Source organism: Paenibacillus sp. Mc5Re-14 (genome assembly GCF_001049835.1).
Classification (GTDB): Bacteria; Bacillota; Bacilli; order Paenibacillales; family Paenibacillaceae; genus Paenibacillus; species Paenibacillus polymyxa_C.
The window spans coordinates 2309736-2326821 of the sequence record NZ_CVPD01000001.1 but is presented as its reverse complement, the minus strand read 5'-3'; the positions used below and the strand labels follow the sequence as shown (position 1 = coordinate 2326821).

The 17086-nt window shown below is 46.8% G+C and carries 14 protein-coding genes, 2 tRNA genes, 2 rRNA genes and 1 other RNA gene; 18 read left to right on the top strand and 1 reads right to left on the bottom strand.

The genetic code is table 11. The annotated features are described in order from the left end of the window. Positions 1-10 precede the first annotated feature (10 nt). The gene (locus BN1546_RS10635) at positions 11-1171 is read right to left on the bottom strand and encodes a S8 family peptidase (RefSeq protein ID WP_064961915.1); all 1161 of its coding nucleotides are present in this window, start codon (positions 1169-1171) and stop codon (positions 11-13) included. 405 nt (positions 1172-1576) lie between these two features. Between BN1546_RS10635 and rpoE the strand changes: the two genes are divergently transcribed. From rpoE to BN1546_RS10545, 18 genes are all read left to right on the top strand, one after another. After that, positions 1577-2125: a DNA-directed RNA polymerase subunit delta gene (gene rpoE / locus BN1546_RS10630; protein WP_025363684.1), complete on the top strand. Its 549-nt coding sequence runs from the start codon at positions 1577-1579 to the stop codon at positions 2123-2125. Between the two features lie 401 nt (positions 2126-2526). Continuing rightward, the gene (locus BN1546_RS10625; protein ID WP_013368772.1) at positions 2527-4128 is read left to right on the top strand and encodes a CTP synthase; all 1602 of its coding nucleotides are present in this window, start codon (positions 2527-2529) and stop codon (positions 4126-4128) included. Between the two features lie 213 nt (positions 4129-4341). Further along, entirely contained in the window at positions 4342-4710 is a 369-nt protein-coding gene (locus tag BN1546_RS10620; protein ID WP_014599366.1) for a response regulator, read from the top strand. A 248-nt stretch (positions 4711-4958) separates the two neighbouring features. Further along, the gene (gene fba / locus BN1546_RS10615) at positions 4959-5813 is read left to right on the top strand and encodes a class II fructose-1,6-bisphosphate aldolase (protein ID WP_013368776.1); all 855 of its coding nucleotides are present in this window, start codon (positions 4959-4961) and stop codon (positions 5811-5813) included. Between the two features lie 227 nt (positions 5814-6040). Continuing rightward, positions 6041-7294, top strand: coding sequence for a UDP-N-acetylglucosamine 1-carboxyvinyltransferase (locus BN1546_RS10610; protein WP_013368778.1), 1254 nt, complete (start codon positions 6041-6043; stop codon positions 7292-7294). A gap of 263 nt (positions 7295-7557) precedes the next feature. Next, entirely contained in the window at positions 7558-8895 is a 1338-nt protein-coding gene (gene rho / locus BN1546_RS10605; protein WP_013368779.1) for a transcription termination factor Rho, read from the top strand. Positions 8896-8989: 94 nt separating this feature from the next. Next, positions 8990-10261: a radical SAM family protein gene (locus tag BN1546_RS10600; RefSeq protein ID WP_090737434.1), complete on the top strand. Its 1272-nt coding sequence runs from the start codon at positions 8990-8992 to the stop codon at positions 10259-10261. Positions 10262-10413: 152 nt separating this feature from the next. After that, the gene (gene rpmE / locus BN1546_RS10595; RefSeq protein ID WP_013368781.1) at positions 10414-10611 is read left to right on the top strand and encodes a 50S ribosomal protein L31; all 198 of its coding nucleotides are present in this window, start codon (positions 10414-10416) and stop codon (positions 10609-10611) included. 111 nt (positions 10612-10722) lie between these two features. Next, positions 10723-10989, top strand: an RNA gene (ffs, locus tag BN1546_RS10590) — signal recognition particle sRNA large type. 156 nt (positions 10990-11145) lie between these two features. Next, positions 11146-12897, top strand: a complete 1752-nt coding sequence (gene dnaX / locus BN1546_RS10585) for a DNA polymerase III subunit gamma/tau (protein WP_090737432.1) — start codon at positions 11146-11148, stop codon at positions 12895-12897. Between the two features lie 40 nt (positions 12898-12937). Beyond that, complete coding sequence (locus BN1546_RS10580) at positions 12938-13249, top strand: YbaB/EbfC family nucleoid-associated protein (protein ID WP_013368784.1); 312 nt, start codon at positions 12938-12940, stop codon at positions 13247-13249. A 26-nt stretch (positions 13250-13275) separates the two neighbouring features. Beyond that, positions 13276-13875 (top strand): recombination mediator RecR, encoded by a 600-nt coding sequence (gene recR, locus BN1546_RS10575; RefSeq protein WP_013368785.1) that lies wholly within the window; start codon positions 13276-13278, stop codon positions 13873-13875. A 212-nt stretch (positions 13876-14087) separates the two neighbouring features. Further along, a complete protein-coding gene (locus BN1546_RS10570; RefSeq protein ID WP_013368786.1) occupies positions 14088-14399 on the top strand; it encodes a DUF2508 family protein in 312 nt (103 codons plus the stop codon). Continuing rightward, complete coding sequence (locus BN1546_RS10565; RefSeq protein ID WP_013368787.1) at positions 14396-14671, top strand: pro-sigmaK processing inhibitor BofA family protein; 276 nt, start codon at positions 14396-14398, stop codon at positions 14669-14671. The genes BN1546_RS10570 and BN1546_RS10565 overlap by 4 nt, the downstream gene beginning before the upstream one ends. 408 nt (positions 14672-15079) lie before the next feature. Beyond that, positions 15080-16633: ribosomal RNA gene (locus BN1546_RS10560) — 16S ribosomal RNA — on the top strand. Positions 16634-16750: 117 nt separating this feature from the next. After that, positions 16751-16867 (top strand): 5S ribosomal RNA (gene rrf / locus BN1546_RS10555). A gap of 41 nt (positions 16868-16908) precedes the next feature. Continuing rightward, positions 16909-16985: transfer RNA gene (locus BN1546_RS10550), tRNA-Ile, on the top strand. Positions 16986-17005: 20 nt separating this feature from the next. Next, a tRNA-Ala gene (locus tag BN1546_RS10545) sits at positions 17006-17081 on the top strand. Positions 17082-17086: the final 5 nt, after the last annotated feature.

Below are 17086 nucleotides of genomic sequence, written 5' to 3'. Positions count from 1 at the left end.
AGATCGTGGTTCACTTTGTGCCCTCCTGCATCAATCGGAAGGCATCCACTTCTCCAAGCTTGGTGGAGATGGAACTGCGTCCGGCGCTTTTACGAAGGCGTAGCGGTGTGGCGGTGCGTTTAAGCAGTGCTTTAATTTCTCCAGGCTCCAGCTCCGGTTTCAGTGAAAGGAGAAGTGCGATGCTCCCGGTCACATGGGAAGTAGCCATAGAGGTGCCGCTCATTTCATGATGCTTTCCATGAATCCAGGAGGATCTGATCTTCTCACCAGGTGCATACACGTCTACGAATTGCCCCCGATTGCTGAAAGGAGCGATACGTCTGTATTTGTCGGTAGCTCCGACTGAAATCGTCTGGGAATAGCGGGCTGGATAGTCAATACTTCGACGCTTGCCCTCATTTCCCGAGGAAGCTACGATTACAATGCCGTTATGATATGCTTTATTCACCATATCAAGTAGTGCCTTGCTGCGCGACTTCATGCCAAAGCTCATATTAATAATATCGACACGATTTAATACGCACCAGTCGATACCGAGAATGATGTCAGAGACATAGGCGGCTCCATTATGATCAAATGCTTTTACAGGATGAATTAAAGCCCGTGGTGCTACGCCAACCATACCTTCATCATAATTAGATGCCGCGATGGTTCCAGCAATATGAGTACCGTGGCCATTGTCGTCATAGGGTAGCATGGTCCGGTTCAACAAATTGATACCTCTGGCGAGGGAATGGCGAAGATCAGGATGATGAAAATCCGCTCCTGTGTCGATCACACCGATTCTGACCCTATTCCCTGTCGAGGAAGGCCAAGCCTTGTATGCACGTACCTGTTTAACTCCCCATGGCATGGAAAGGTTTTTCTCTGCTTTCGGCATATAAGCCGTTTCTGCGTGAACCTTTATGCGGGTATCTTCTTCAACGGTAACACCGTGGTGATATTTGCCCAGCCTGTCTCCCCCTGCAAGCGGAGCGATGAGAGCACGGATTAGCCTAGCCGGTTGTACTTGCCGTAATCCCACAAGCTCAGGTTTCAGCTTCCTGAGATAGGACAGACATTCCTGGTATTGGTGAGGCTTATCGAATGTGATAATCTGTTTGTTCCGTCCACTGCCGGACGGCTCCGAAATACCCTCATGCAAACGCTGCAAAAAATCCGGATAGTCCATTTGAGACGGTCCCCCTCCGATGAGCCATGCTGAGGTATTGTATGAGCAAGCGTCAGCTACGGCATGGGAAACTTGCCCTTTTTTTATGGAAATAGGCCTGCTTGTCGTGTCAAAGTAGCTGTGGACACATACGATACATGGAGGGCATAAGCTCTTGTGCAACAACTTTGGGAGGCCTCTCCCGGAGCGGGTACAGTCGGAGGCGGGGGGAACCCCGTCTTTTTACGTGTGCCGTCTTGTGCAGAGGGATATTCTTTGAAATTATGACGATACCCATGTTTAACTTGCAATTTGCTTCCAAATAGGTTTTACTTAGTTTTGATAATGGATATGTTAGTATTGCATGTATCGTGTATGCTCTGAAACATGTTCTTGTGAATTACGTGTGAGAGGAAGTGTCCCTAGGTGAGTACACCACTCAACTTGAAGATTGACCCGGAGAAAGTCCACGAGACTCCAATGGTGGATTTGGCATTTATGGTATTGAAAGCAGCCAATACTCCATATTATTACCGTGACCTGATGAATGAAGTCGCCAAATTGCGCGGCTTGTCCGACGAAGAAATTAATGACGTTATTGCTCAGCTATATACTGAAATCAACATTGACGGGCGTTTTGCCTGTGTCGGTACGAATTTGTGGGGCTTGAAACGTTGGTATCCGGTAGATAAATCCGAAGATGCCCTGACAGGCGCCAAGCGTCCTCGTATTATTAACGATGAAGACGATGACGATGAAGATGACTATCATGAGGAAGAAGAAACATACAACTCCGATGACGACTTCGATGCAGATAGCGAAGACGAGGATGGCGAAGACGAGCTGTTCGACGGAGAAGATGACGATGATAGTGACGATGACGTAGTTATTGACGATGAAGACCTCAGTGATGAGGAAGATACAGATGATGAAAATGATGATGAGTCGATCGAAGACGACGATTCACTTCGTTAGGAACAGGTTGAAAGGGGAGATACGCTCTCCCCTTTTTCATGACCGTTTTCTTGAAAACCCTGCTGATTTATAGCTTTCAGATAGATTTATTCCAATCTGGTTCAATGGACAAATTAACACAGATAACTTCCTTGACAGCGGATTGGACACGGGGTAAACTATTGCTTGGGCTTATGATTGATTCACTTATATGTTTGCTTTTTGTATAAAAGTGCCCCGTACTACGGGAGTGCTTTTTTGTTTTTTATAGGGGTGTTTTCACTCATGAAAGAGGGCTAAGGGCGGCGGATTGGAAAATATAACCGCTGCCTTCTTCATGGATGATAATCCGTGCAAACGGGTTACGATAACATCATAATGTCGCCTGAATTTTTGCATCTTATCTAGGAGGGTTTTGAACAGTGACGAAGTATATTTTTGTGACAGGCGGGGTTGTGTCTTCCTTGGGCAAAGGGATTACGGCAGCTTCACTGGGGAGGCTTTTGAAGAACAGGGGACTGAAGGTAACGATTCAAAAATTTGATCCTTACCTGAATGTCGATCCGGGTACTATGAGCCCTTACCAGCACGGTGAAGTGTTTGTAACGGATGATGGTGCGGAAACGGATCTTGACTTGGGACACTATGAGCGCTTTATTGATATTAATCTGTCCAAGAACAGCAATGTCACAACAGGCAAGGTATATTCCAGCGTAATCAGCAAAGAGCGTCGCGGAGAATATTTGGGTGGTACAGTACAGGTTATCCCTCATATTACGAACGAAATCAAGGAGCGCGTGTACCGTGCAGGCCGTGAAGCGGGTTCGGATGTCATTATTACGGAAATCGGCGGTACTGTAGGCGATATTGAAAGCTTGCCATTTTTGGAAGCCATTCGTCAGCTCAAAAGTGAAGTTGGGCGCGAGAATGTGATGTACATTCACGTAACGCTCATTCCTTATATTAAAGCTGCTGGTGAGGTTAAAACAAAACCAACTCAGCACAGTGTAAAAGAACTGCGCAGTATCGGCATTCAACCGAATGTTATTGTTTGCCGTACAGAGCATGAATTGTCCTCCGACATGAAGGCTAAAATTGCATTGTTCTGCGATATTGATGCGAATGCAGTGGTAGAATGCCGCGATGCTTCGACTCTCTACGAGGTTCCGTTGAACCTGCGTGAAGAAGGTTTGGACGAAATCGTAGTTAACCACCTGAAGCTGACAACACCTGCACCAGATATGACCGAATGGGAAGGGTTAGTTGATCGAATCAGCAAGTTGGACAAAACGGTTGAAATTGCTATTGTTGGTAAATATGTTGCGTTACATGATGCGTACTTAAGTGTTGTGGAGTCACTTTCCCACGCTGGATTTGATGCAAATGCGGACGTGAAAATCCGTTGGGTGAACGCTGAAGAAGTAACGGACGAGAACGTAGCTGACATGCTGGGCGGCATTGGCGGTATTCTCGTACCGGGTGGCTTCGGCGATCGCGGAATTGAAGGTAAAATCAGCACCATTCGTTATGCACGGGAGCAAAAAATTCCGTTTTTCGGTATTTGCCTGGGTATGCAGGTATCTGTTATAGAGGTTGCTCGTTCCCTGGCCGGTCTCGAAGGAGCCAACAGCTCGGAAATTAACCCGGCTACCGATTATCCTGTCATTGACTTGCTTCCTGACCAAAAAGACATCGAAGATTTGGGCGGTACCATGCGTCTCGGCTTGTATCCATGTAAACTGGTGGAAGGTTCCCTGGCATCGGCTTGCTACAACGACGAGCTGGTATACGAGAGACATCGTCATCGGTACGAATTCAATAACGAATATCGTGAAGTTATTGAAAAAGCAGGCCTTCGTATTTCTGGTACTTCACCGGATGGACGTTTGGTGGAAATTGTGGAGCTTCCTGAGCATCCATGGTTCCTGGCGGTACAATTCCATCCAGAATTTACTTCCCGTCCGAATCGTCCACAGCCTTTGTTCCGTGAATTTGTAAAGGCGGCATTGCAGCTTCAAGGTTAATGCTTCAGCTTGAAAGACCTCCTTTGGGAGGTCTTTTTTTATCCCATGCTTCCTGATTATGAAAGAATATTCCACAATTATGTATATGAGAAGGATTTTCTTTTTGCAGGAGCGAATATAGTTTTAGGTATGGGACGGATATTGTACGTCATCGGACGCTGTTATGGCAATAGCTGCATGATCCTCGTTTTAAGATCTTAGGAGGTTAAAACATTGGAAAAGAAAAAAGTATTAATCGTCGATGACCAAAATGGAATACGGATTTTACTGATGGAAGTGTTCGGAAGTGAGGGTTATGAGACCTTTCAGGCAGCGAACGGGAAAATTGCTCTTGAGATTGTTGAGAAGGAACCACCTGATCTGGTTCTGCTCGATATGAAAATTCCAGGTATGGACGGACTCGAAATTCTGAAGCACCTAAAAAGCATGAATCCCGATATCAAGGTTATTATGATGACAGCGTATGGAGAACTGGACATGATTAAAGAGGCGACGGAGCTAGGTGCACTTATGCATTTTACCAAGCCCTTTGATATTGATGAAATGCGGATCGCCGTGAACAAACAACTCAGAGGTGACTAGGTAAGTCATTTTGGTTGAGAACTCTGTTAACAAAACAGGGTTTTTTGTTTGTGATTATGGGAAATACTGAAAGTAAATCCTCTCCTTATACAATTCTATGGAAAAACGGCGTCCTGGGCGTGATTTTTGTATGTGTTGATATGCAAAAGCTTGTTTAGTATTTAACATGGGTTGTGGTATAATAAGCCCGTATGTGATGTCGGCTAAAAATATAGACAAACCCAAACACCTTTAGGAGGACTGTAACCATGCCATTGGTATCTATGAAAGACATGTTGAACAAAGCACTCGAAGGAAAGTATGCAGTAGGTCAATTCAATATTAATAACCTAGAGTGGACTCAAGCTATCTTGGGCGCTGCTGAAGAAGAAAAATCCCCAGTAATCTTGGGTGTTTCTGAAGGCGCAGCACGTCACATGGGCGGATTCTACACTGTTGTTAAAATGGTAGAAGGTCTTATTCATGACATGAAAATTACGGTTCCAGTTGCAATTCACTTGGACCACGGTTCTAGCTTTGACAAATGTAAAGAAGCGATCGACGCTGGTTTCACATCCGTTATGATTGACGATTCCCACAGCCCAATCGAGAAAAATATTGAAACAACGAAGAAAGTTGTTGAATATGCACATTCCAAAGGCGTTTCCGTTGAAGCTGAAGTTGGAATGGTTGGCGGTCAAGAAGATGATGTTGTAGGTGACGTAATGTACGCTAAGCTGGACGATTGTGTACGTATCGTTAAAGAAACAGGCATCGACACACTGGCTCCTGCACTGGGTTCTGTTCATGGACCATACAAAGGTGAGCCAAACCTGGGCTTTAAAGAAATGGAAGAAATTCGTAATGCTGTGAAACTGCCACTCGTTCTTCATGGCGGAACAGGTATCCCTACACATGACATCCAAAAATCCATTTCCCTGGGTACTTCCAAAATCAACGTAAACACTGAAAACCAAATCGCATTTGCGAAAGTGGTTCGTGAAGTGCTTGCTGCAAAACCAGATGCTTACGATCCACGTACATTCATCCAACCAGGTCGTGAAGCGATCAAACAAACCGTTATCGGTAAAATCCGTGAGTTCGGTTCCAACAACAAAGCGTAATAATGTTCCAACTAGTCATGCGACTGCATAGACTGAATGCATTTTTTTCATTGTAGCTGTATTTATGCTGCACAAAACATTTAAATCTGTACAGTTGAATAGTTTGGTATGGAAAGCACACCGCTTAGCCGGTGTCTTTCCATTTTAACCACTTAAAAAGTTGAAAGTTTATGGTTTCAGTTCATTGTTTGACCGACTGCAAAACACGTAGGGGGACCCTCAAGCTTATGGAAAAATTGATGATCACCGGTGGACGGCCGCTTCAGGGTACAGTTTCCATCAGCGGTGCCAAAAACAGTGCCATCGCCTTGATTCCCGCAGCCATTCTGGCAGAGTCGGAAGTCATTTTGGATAATTTGCCGCTGCTCAGTGATGTGGCGGTGTATTCCGAGATATTGGAGGAGCTTGGCGCAAAGGTTGCCTGGGAAGGTAGCCAGATGAAGATAGACCCTTCCTCCATTAAATCCATTCCTATGCCGAATGGACCTGTTAAGAAATTACGAGCCTCTTATTATATGATGGGGGCCATGCTGGGCAGATTCAAGGAAGCGATCATCGGTTTGCCAGGAGGATGTAATTTTGAACCCCGGCCCATTGATCAGCATATCAAAGGTTTTGAGGCGCTGGGTGCCACGGTTACGAACGAGCACGGCGCTATTCATTTGCACGCCAAAGAACTGCGCGGCACCAAGATTTATTTGGATGTCAGCAGCGTAGGAGCAACCATTAATATTATGCTGGCGGCCGCACGTGCCAAAGGCGCCACAACTATCGAAAATGCGGCTAAAGAGCCTGAGATTATAGATGTAGCAACTCTGTTAAACTCCATGGGGGCGATTATTAAAGGCGCTGGAACGGAGACGATTCGTATTGAAGGTGTGTCGGAGCTGCATGGCTGCCGTCATTCCATCATACCTGACCGTATACAAGCAGGCACATATATGATTGCTGCTGCGGCAACCCGTGGAAATGTATTGATTGACAATGTAATCCCCAAACATATGGAGGCTCTCACTGCCAAAATGCAGGAAATGGGCATCGGCATCGAGGAATATGATGAAAGTATTCGCGTACTGGGTGCACCTTCCTATGGGCATGTCGACGTTAAAGCCTTGGTATACCCCGGCTTCCCCACGGATTTACAATCTCCCATGACCAGCTTGCTAACCCAGGCTCAGGGTGTCAGTGTGTTGAGCGATTTTGTGTACAGCAATCGTTTTAAGCACGTCCCTGAACTGGTGCGAATGGGGGCTAAAATTCGCGTAGAGGGTCGGTCTGCCATTATTGAGGGTGGTCAACTGAATGCGGCTAAAGTGAAGGCTGCAGATCTGCGCGCTGGAGCGGCCCTTGTCATTGCTGGACTTACAGTTAGCGAAGGGGTAACCGAGGTGGCAGGTGTCGAGTATATTGACCGTGGTTATGATCACCTCGTCTCCAACCTGCGCCTTCTGGGCGCAGATGTATGGCGGCAGACTGAGTAATTAAACCATGTCTGTCCTTTGTATGAACTCGTCGTAACCAAAGCGATAAAACAGGTAACACCTATGCAGCCGCTGCTTGATATAAGATTTGGTTCATACCTAACAATCTTTTATCAAAAAACCGGAATAATTCGGTATAATCCAGGCAGTTGGCTGCATAACTTTATTTGTTTTGGTTAAAATTATGTTGATGGTGTTTATGATATCATTGTCTATCATTTAGATGTATGAATGGACTTAATAATTGAATAGGTGGTTATTATATGGATCTGCAAATTTCCGATCTGGAAGAAATGAAGCTGACCGACCTGTACAAGCTGGCCAAGCAATACCAGATCCCGTACTACGGAACGCTTAAGAAGAAAGAATTGATTTTCGCCATCCTGCGCGCACAAGCTGAGAAGAGTGGATTAATGTTTATGCAGGGTGTTTTGGAAATACTTCCTGAAGGTTACGGCTTTCTGAGGCCGATCAATTATCTCCCGAGTACCGAAGATATTTACATCTCTGCTTCACAAATCCGCAAGTTTGACTTGAGAACAGGCGATCTTGTTTCCGGTAAGTGCCGAACGCCAAAAGAAAATGAACGGTATTTTGGATTGCTTCAAGTTAACGCCGTCAATGGAAGAAGTCCTGAGCAAGCTGCTGAGCGGCTACATTTTCCTGCACTGACTCCACTGTATCCGCAAACCAAATTAGTCCTTGAAACTTCCCCCAACCATTTGTCTACGAGAATTATGGATGTACTGGCCCCTGTCGGACTTGGACAGCGCGGACTTATTGTGGCACCTCCCAAAGCTGGGAAGACGCTTCTCCTCAAAGAAATTGCCAATAGCATTTCTACCAACAATCCCGAGATTGAGCTATTTGTCTTGTTGATTGATGAACGCCCTGAAGAAGTGACGGACATGCAGCGTTCTGTCAAAGGTGAAGTTGTGGCTTCTACATTTGATGAACTTCCTGAAAATCACATCAAAGTGGCAGAACTGGTGTTGGAGCGTGCACTGCGTCTCGTAGAACATAAAAAGGATGTTGTCATCCTGTTGGATAGTATTACACGGTTGGCTCGTGCGTACAATCTCGTTATCCCTCCTTCTGGTCGTACTTTGAGTGGGGGTATTGATCCGGCAGCATTTCACCGTCCAAAACGCTTTTTTGGTGCAGCTCGGAATGTGGAGGAAGGCGGTAGCTTAACGATTCTTGCCACAGCGCTGATTGATACAGGATCTCGTATGGACGATATCATTTATGAAGAGTTCAAAGGCACAGGTAACATGGAGCTGCATTTGGACCGCAAACTGGCAGAACGTCGTATCTTTCCTGCGATTGATATTCGTCGTTCCGGTACACGTCGTGAGGAAGTACTGTTGAAAAAGGAAGAATTAGATACGATCTGGGCTATTCGTAAAAATATGACGGAAAGCCATGACTTTGTGGAAGGCTTCCTCAAAAAGCTGCGTAACAGCAAAACTAACGCTGAGTTTTTAGCTTCGTTTGATTTGACAGCACCTTCTTCCAGCGGTTCGCAAGGTAGCTCTGGTGGTCAACAACGAAGAACTACGCGTTCTACCACAGCGTCGGTTCCCGCCACAACCAATTAAACCCAATTCATGTATTTTATCTGTTCTGTAAGTAGACAGCCATTGCCATTCTTTTGGTTAATGGTGCGCTTAATGGAACGAAAGGAGCTCCATAATGTATTTGGTGTATGCCGACGAAAAAGGCAATGTATATGATCATGCTTCTTTGTATGGGCTTGCCCGTAGTGCAGACATGATTGTTGAAATCATGGAGGATGAGCTTATTCCGTTGCCGGAAGGAGCCACACTGGTAAGCCTGCCCAGCACCCGCCCGGTCGGTATGAACCCTGAAACAGGGGAAATGGTCTCTCTTCCGGGAGATATGCAGGCAGTAGGGGCTTTGTTACCGCAAGGTTTTACACGCCTGTGTCTGCCGGGATATGTGAAGACAGATAAGGAGTATAAACTCCCCTTGTTCGGTTATTCGGCCGTTGTCTGGAAAGATGGGGCATTTTATGTAACAGCAGAGCAGAGTGACAGTCCTTCCAAATGGAATCCCGAAAACTGCGACCGCAATCAAGTTAAATTGGGAGTTCAGCGAATGACAGAACAGTATCCCGAAAATAGGCTGTACCAGCATTTGTCTAACTGTGCGCTGGGGTACGAATGTCTTACTTCTTCGAATACGTTCCTGAATCGCTGGGAAGGGGGAGTTCCGGTATCTTATTCTTGTAATGCGGGTTGCTTTGGCTGTATATCTGAACAGCCGGATGACAGTGGTTTTGTATCTCCGCAGACAAGAATGAACTTCCGTCCCCGCGTGGAAGAGATTGTAGAAGTTATGTTGGAACATTTGAAGACACCTGAGTCTATTATCAGTTTTGGGCAAGGTTGTGAAGGTGAGCCCTCCACTCAAGCCAAACTGATTATTGATGCGATCAAAGAAGTACGTTCCGTTACAGATATGGGGTATATTAATATCAACACGAATGCGGGACTGAATGATCATATCCGGGGAATTGTGGATGCGGGTCTTGATCTTATGCGAGTAAGTACAATTAGTGCATTGGACGACCATTACAATGCGTATTACAAGCCGCGCGGATACACGCTGACTAATGTGGAGAAGTCACTCCGTTATGCGTCAGAGCAGGGAGTGTATACGTCCATTAACTATTTGATTTTTCCGGGTGTAACTGACCGGGAGGAAGAAATTGAGGCAATGATTGAATTTGCCAAACGCACTAAGCTCAAGCTGATTCAAATGCGTAATTTGAATATTGATCCTGAAAGCTATCTGGAGTTGATTCCACCGGCTCAAGGGGAGATACTTGGCATGAAGCAAATGCTTGAGATTTATCGTGAGGAACTGCCGGATGTGGTTATCGGTTCTTACACTCATGTGCCGCCGCAAGGGTTGGCACGTCCCAAATTTGCCAGAACCTAAACGGTTGGGAGTTATTTGAAACACACCGATCTTACACCATTTTGTGTGCTAAAAAGATGTTGAAACACTTATATTCAAGTGCTATAATTTGAACATGTGTTTATACAACTCTGGGCTGATAGGACGTTCAGGGCGGAAAGAGGTGAAAGTTAATGCAACAGGCTATTCAACCGAAGTATAACGTAACTAATGTTACTTGCGCTTGCGGGAATACGTTTGAAACTGGTTCTGTGAAAGAATCTCTGCGTGTAGAGATTTGCTCCGCTTGCCATCCGTTCTTCACAGGTAAGCAGAAGTTTATTGATGCTGGTGGACGTGTGGATCGTTTCAAGAAGAAATACGGTATTTAATAAGTTGCCGCAAGAGATAAAGTTATTAGAGCCTTCTGCAATTGCAGGAGGCTCTTTTTGTCGTTATTTGCTATTTGCATTTTGTGCAACCATGCGATATACTTATTTTCACCGTGCTAGATGGGGAGGTAGCGGTGCCCTGTAACTCGCAATCCGCTATAGCGAGGTTGAATTCCTGTTAGAGGTGTTGTTGATGTGAGGCTGGTCCCTGCGCACAATGTTGACGGTTGGGTCCTCCGCAATGAGTACTTGTGAACCTGGTCAGGTCCGGAAGGAAGCAGCCATAAGCAAGCCCACTCTTGTGCCGGAGGGTTGCCTAGCCCGAGTTGTTGTTCAGGGTTGCCGCTCGGATCACAACGATCAATAACAGGTGCACGGTATATACTTGGGAATTAGAACATCTTGGCAATTATGCGAAGATGTTTTTTTGTGTTTATAAATTGAAATGTGTCTGGTTTAGATTCGGACGGGAGTATAGTATAATGAAGTGACCATAAATGGTCATGAAAGTGAATGGGAAAGAGGGAACGCGCATTGGAACATATAGCGTTGTACCGTGCTTGGCGGCCGCAGGCTTTCAAGGACATGGTAGGACAACAGCATATTATCCAGACATTGCAGAATGCCATCCGTGAAAATCGCACGTCCCATGCCTACCTGTTCAGTGGTCCGCGAGGAACGGGTAAGACCAGTGCGGCCAAAATTTTGGCCAAGGCAATCAACTGTGAGCATGGACCTGCGCCGGAACCTTGCAACGAATGCGAAGCCTGTAAACGGATCACGGCCGGAGCGGTCATGGATGTACAGGAGATTGACGCAGCCTCTAACCGGGGCGTTGAAGAGATTCGTGATTTGCGCGATAAAGTCAAATATGCGCCCACAGAAGTGCGGCACAAGGTTTATATCATTGATGAAGTGCACATGCTGACGACGGAAGCGTTCAATGCGCTGCTCAAGACGCTGGAAGAGCCGCCGCCACACGTAATGTTTATATTGGCTACGACAGAGCCGCATCGGATTCCCGCGACAATTATTTCACGTTGCCAGCGTTTTGACTTCCGGCGAGTATCGCTGGAGGAGCAGACAGAGCGACTTGACCTGATATGCCAACAGGAGAACATCCAAGCTGATTTGGATGCACTGCAATATATTGCACGTCTTTCAGATGGCGGGATGCGAGATGCGGTTAGCGTTTTGGATCAGATATCCTCGTTTACTGATGGCCGGGTTACGTATCAGCAGGTGCTGGATATGACGGGCGGGATCGCATCCGAGCAATTCGGTAAATTGGCCTTGGCATTACTGAAAGAAGATGTGGGCACAGTGCTCCAATTGATCGAGAACTTTATGCAGGAAGGTAAAAGTGCGGATAAGTGTATGGAGAATCTTCTGTACTATTTCCGAGATCTGCTAATGATCAAAATGGTGCCGCAGGCGACCAAAATGACGGAGCGAGTGCTGAATCCGGAGCAGTTTAAGGAAGTGGCAGATGCTTTTACCAAGGAGCAGCTCTTTGCAATGATCGACACCCTTAATCGTTATCAGGGCGAGATGAAATATGCGGTTCAGCCCCAAACTTTATTTGAGGTAGCTCTATTGAAGTTATGCAGCATTCCGGGGGAAGCGGGAACTGCTGCTCAGCCGACTGTACAGCGCTCTGGTGCTGCTGCTGGTCAGGAAGAAGTGGCCATGTTAAAGCGCCAGCTTGCTGAGTTGGAAAAGAAGCTGGAACGTGCAATGCAAGGTGGCTTGGGCGCTGGAGCGGGTCAGGAGGCATCGTCAGGCGGTCGTCAGGCTTCTGCTGGTCGTGCCCCTGCTCCACGTCTTTCAGCGCCGGCTAAACTCCCGTCTCAGTTGGATCGCTATATTGCTGAGAAGTCAAGCGAAGCATTCGCAGCGGTGGGGCGTAAGTGGAGCCAGATTTTGCAAGGGGTGAAAGAGGCGAAAGTTACGGTTCATGCTTGGTTTATGGATGGTGAGCCGGTTTCTGTGTTAGAGGACAGTGTATTGGTCGCGTTTAAGAACAACATTCATCGTGAAACTACCGAAAAACCTGCCAATAAGCAGGTCATCGAGAAGGTTTTACATGAGCAGTTGGGGCATCCTTATCGTTTGGTAACGATGATGCAAAAGGATTGGAATGCTGCGATTGAAGGAGTTTCTGACCAGCCTGCCGAAGAATTGCAACTGGAGCCGGAGCATGATGCGCCGGGAAAGTCCAAGGAGCCCTGGATTGATGAAGCGATTCAGCTTTTCGGGGAAGATCTGGTAGTCATTAAAGAATAATCAAATGTAGATGTATACTTCATTAAAGGAGATGATTGAAATGAACAATATGAACCAAATGATGAAGCAAGTGAAAAAAATGCAGGAACAAATGCTGAAAGCCCAAGAGGAACTTGGTGGGAAAGTAATCGAAGGTTCTTCTGGTGGCGGTGTGGTAACTGTAGAGGTAAGTGGACATAAAAAAGTATTGTCTATCACAATCAAACCGGAAGCTGTAGATCCTGATGATGTAGAAATGCTGCAAGATCTCGTACTCACTGCAGTCAATGATGCTTTGTCCAAAGCGGATGAACTGGCTAATGATGATATGGGTAAATTTACAGGTGGTATGAAAATTCCGGGCTTGTTCTAGTCTGCTCATAAAGGAGAAACACGCTATTGCATTATCCCGAGCCGATTGCAAAGCTGATTGATGCTTTTACGCGCCTTCCGGGAGTAGGCCCCAAAACAGCTGCCCGGTTGGCCTTTCACGTACTGAAAATGAAGGAAGATGATGTGATTGATTTTGCCAAAGCGCTGGTCAATGTAAAACGCAATCTTCACTTTTGTTCAGTCTGCGGTAACATTACAGATACGGACCCTTGTAGGATCTGTCAGGATAAGACGAGGGATGCTTCCGTCATTTGTGTTGTTCAGGATGCTAAGGATTTGGTCGCTATGGAGCGTACCAAGGAGTTTGAGGGTTTGTACCATGTACTTCACGGGGCAATCTCTCCGATGGAGGGAATTGGCCCTGAGGATATCAAACTCAAGGAGTTGCTGACTAGGCTAAGTGATGAACGCGTCAAGGAGTTGATCCTGGCTACGAATCCGAACATTGAAGGAGAGGCCACGGCTATGTACATTTCGCGGCTAGTGCGTCCTTTTGAAATCAAGGTTACTCGTATTGCTCACGGTTTGCCCGTGGGCGGGGATTTGGAGTATGCCGACGAGGTCACCCTGTCCAAAGCGCTAGAAGGCCGCAGAGAGCTTAATTAGTAGGTGTAGTTATACGTTATAATTTATGAGTCTGAAATGTCCTTGGGACATCCTTGACTCGCTTAGGGAGCCGTTATGGCTCCTTTTTTATTTGCAGTAATAGATGCCTTTATAGACGTTCCCAGTTCTAAGTTTGTCCTCTACTCAATAAGTATGAATAAGGTGGTCTTGCAGACTGTACACATAATTCAGCTTGTGAGGAGGATGAATGAATGTGGGAACGGATGAAACAAAATTTCCGTCGTCAGGAGAATGGAAAATCAGAAGCGGAGTATCGCCAGGAATTGTTTGCTCAGATTCGAGCTTCGCATGCGGAATGGTTAAGAGCGCATCGTTTATTTCATGAAGCTACGGGTAAGGATGAAATCGACTACGCCATTTTTGTTCTGCAAGCTGCGGAACGTAAATATCAAATACATTTAAAAAGCGCAAAGCAACAAGGGTTACATCGTTTTCACCTGCCAGCAGATGAACCGGGGTATGCCAATGATACTGACCGGGTTCACAAACGGAGAGCGGAATGAGAGGGGTAGTCTGGCTTGTTTTGATTGCTTGTGCCGGAATACTGATGTATCTAATCCTCAAAAAACATCTGGGGATCGGTTGGTTTGTAGTATTCGGAGCGCATATGGCTCTGGCAGCTATTGCACTGTATGTTATCAATTATTCAGGATGGATTACACAGGTGTACATTCCGATTAACCCAGTGACGATGGGGGCAGTAACGATATTAGGCTTGCCAGGCATTGCGCTTTTACTGGGATTGAAAATAATATTGTTCGGACAGGCTGTGTGAAACGTTATTGTAGGGAAGGGAGAGTATGCAAAAAAAGTGGGTATTGGTGAGCCCAATGCGGTATTGTTTTATTTTTTAAATTATAGTTGACGACGAATTCAAAAATGTGATACATTAATTCTCGGCCTTTAAAGCCCGGGAATTTTTTTTGTGTGAGCAATGCTTAAATGAAATTGAAAAATAAATTAAAAAAGTGTTGACTTAAATCCCGAGTGTGTGTTATATTAATTAAGTCGCCGCTGAGATGCGGTGATGAAGCAAAGTAAGACATAATGAAGGTTTGATCTTTGAAAACTGAACAACGAGTGAGTAAATTGATTTTGTTCGCAAAATCAACAATGAGATATTTTATCTCGTCAGTTTCAAAATGAGCTAATCGCTCTTTCTATAACCAACTTCGGTTGGTCTTTAATGGAGAGTTTGATCCTGGCTCAGGACGAACGCTGGCGGCGTGCCTAATACATGCAAGTCGAGCGGGGTTATTTAGAAGCTTGCTTCTAAATAACCTAGCGGCGGACGGGTGAGTAACACGTAGGCAACCTGCCCACAAGACAGGGATAACTACCGGAAACGGTAGCTAATACCCGATACATCCTTTTCCTGCATGGGAGAAGGAGGAAAGACGGAGCAATCTGTCACTTGTGGATGGGCCTGCGGCGCATTAGCTAGTTGGTGGGGTAAAGGCCTACCAAGGCGACGATGCGTAGCCGACCTGAGAGGGTGATCGGCCACACTGGGACTGAGACACGGCCCAGACTCCTACGGGAGGCAGCAGTAGGGAATCTTCCGCAATGGGCGAAAGCCTGACGGAGCAACGCCGCGTGAGTGATGAAGGTTTTCGGATCGTAAAGCTCTGTTGCCAGGGAAGAACGTCTTGTAGAGTAACTGCTACAAGAGTGACGGTACCTGAGAAGAAAGCCCCGGCTAACTACGTGCCAGCAGCCGCGGTAATACGTAGGGGGCAAGCGTTGTCCGGAATTATTGGGCGTAAAGCGCGCGCAGGCGGCTCTTTAAGTCTGGTGTTTAATCCCGAGGCTCAACTTCGGGTCGCACTGGAAACTGGGGAGCTTGAGTGCAGAAGAGGAGAGTGGAATTCCACGTGTAGCGGTGAAATGCGTAGAGATGTGGAGGAACACCAGTGGCGAAGGCGACTCTCTGGGCTGTAACTGACGCTGAGGCGCGAAAGCGTGGGGAGCAAACAGGATTAGATACCCTGGTAGTCCACGCCGTAAACGATGAATGCTAGGTGTTAGGGGTTTCGATACCCTTGGTGCCGAAGTTAACACATTAAGCATTCCGCCTGGGGAGTACGGTCGCAAGACTGAAACTCAAAGGAATTGACGGGGACCCGCACAAGCAGTGGAGTATGTGGTTTAATTCGAAGCAACGCGAAGAACCTTACCAGGTCTTGACATCCCTTTGACCGGTCTAGAGATAGGCCTTTCCTTCGGGACAGAGGAGACAGGTGGTGCATGGTTGTCGTCAGCTCGTGTCGTGAGATGTTGGGTTAAGTCCCGCAACGAGCGCAACCCTTATGCTTAGTTGCCAGCAGGTCAAGCTGGGCACTCTAAGCAGACTGCCGGTGACAAACCGGAGGAAGGTGGGGATGACGTCAAATCATCATGCCCCTTATGACCTGGGCTACACACGTACTACAATGGCCGGTACAACGGGAAGCGAAGCCGCGAGGTGGAGCCAATCCTAGAAAAGCCGGTCTCAGTTCGGATTGTAGGCTGCAACTCGCCTACATGAAGTCGGAATTGCTAGTAATCGCGGATCAGCATGCCGCGGTGAATACGTTCCCGGGTCTTGTACACACCGCCCGTCACACCACGAGAGTTTACAACACCCGAAGTCGGTGAGGTAACCGCAAGGAGCCAGCCGCCGAAGGTGGGGTAGATGATTGGGGTGAAGTCGTAACAAGGTAGCCGTATCGGAAGGTGCGGCTGGATCACCTCCTTTCTATGGAGAATCGTTTCCTGCGATGGAAACATTCAAATATGAAGCGTAAGCTTCAAACTCAGGTTTAGGCCTGTTACTCACTCGTTGCTCAGTTTTGAGAGCTTAAACTCTCAAGCGTTTGGTGGCGATAGCGGAGGGGTTCCACACGTACCCATCCCGAACACGACCGTTAAGCCCTCCAGCGCCGATGGTACTTGGACCGCAGGGTCCTGGGAGAGTAGGACGCTGCCAAGCGCAACCACTAAAGAAAAAAACTTTTTTTGGTGGTTTATTATGGGCCCTTAGCTCAGCTGGTTAGAGCGCACCCCTGATAAGGGTGAGGTCGGTGGTTCGAGTCCACTAGGGCCCACCATAAATTTTATATTTTCTTTTGGGGCCATAGCTCAGCTGGGAGAGCGCCTGCCTTGCAAGCAGGAGGTCAGCGGTTCGATCCCGCTTGGCTCCACCAAAAGA

What these genes read in the sequence shown, in the direction of transcription:
- BN1546_RS10635 (WP_064961915.1), bottom strand. Translation starts at nt 1,171, where the DNA reads ATGGACTATCCGGATTTTTTGCAGCGTTTGCATGAGGGTATTTCGGAG.
- fba (WP_013368776.1), top strand. Translation starts at nt 4,959, where the DNA reads ATGCCATTGGTATCTATGAAAGACATGTTGAACAAAGCACTCGAAGGA.
- BN1546_RS10610 (WP_013368778.1), top strand. Translation starts at nt 6,041, where the DNA reads ATGGAAAAATTGATGATCACCGGTGGACGGCCGCTTCAGGGTACAGTT.
- rho (WP_013368779.1), top strand. Translation starts at nt 7,558, where the DNA reads ATGGATCTGCAAATTTCCGATCTGGAAGAAATGAAGCTGACCGACCTG.
- BN1546_RS10600 (WP_090737434.1), top strand. Translation starts at nt 8,990, where the DNA reads ATGTATTTGGTGTATGCCGACGAAAAAGGCAATGTATATGATCATGCT.
- rpmE (WP_013368781.1), top strand. Translation starts at nt 10,414, where the DNA reads ATGCAACAGGCTATTCAACCGAAGTATAACGTAACTAATGTTACTTGC.
- BN1546_RS10580 (WP_013368784.1), top strand. Translation starts at nt 12,938, where the DNA reads ATGAACAATATGAACCAAATGATGAAGCAAGTGAAAAAAATGCAGGAA.
- BN1546_RS10570 (WP_013368786.1), top strand. Translation starts at nt 14,088, where the DNA reads ATGTGGGAACGGATGAAACAAAATTTCCGTCGTCAGGAGAATGGAAAA.
- BN1546_RS10565 (WP_013368787.1), top strand. Translation starts at nt 14,396, where the DNA reads ATGAGAGGGGTAGTCTGGCTTGTTTTGATTGCTTGTGCCGGAATACTG.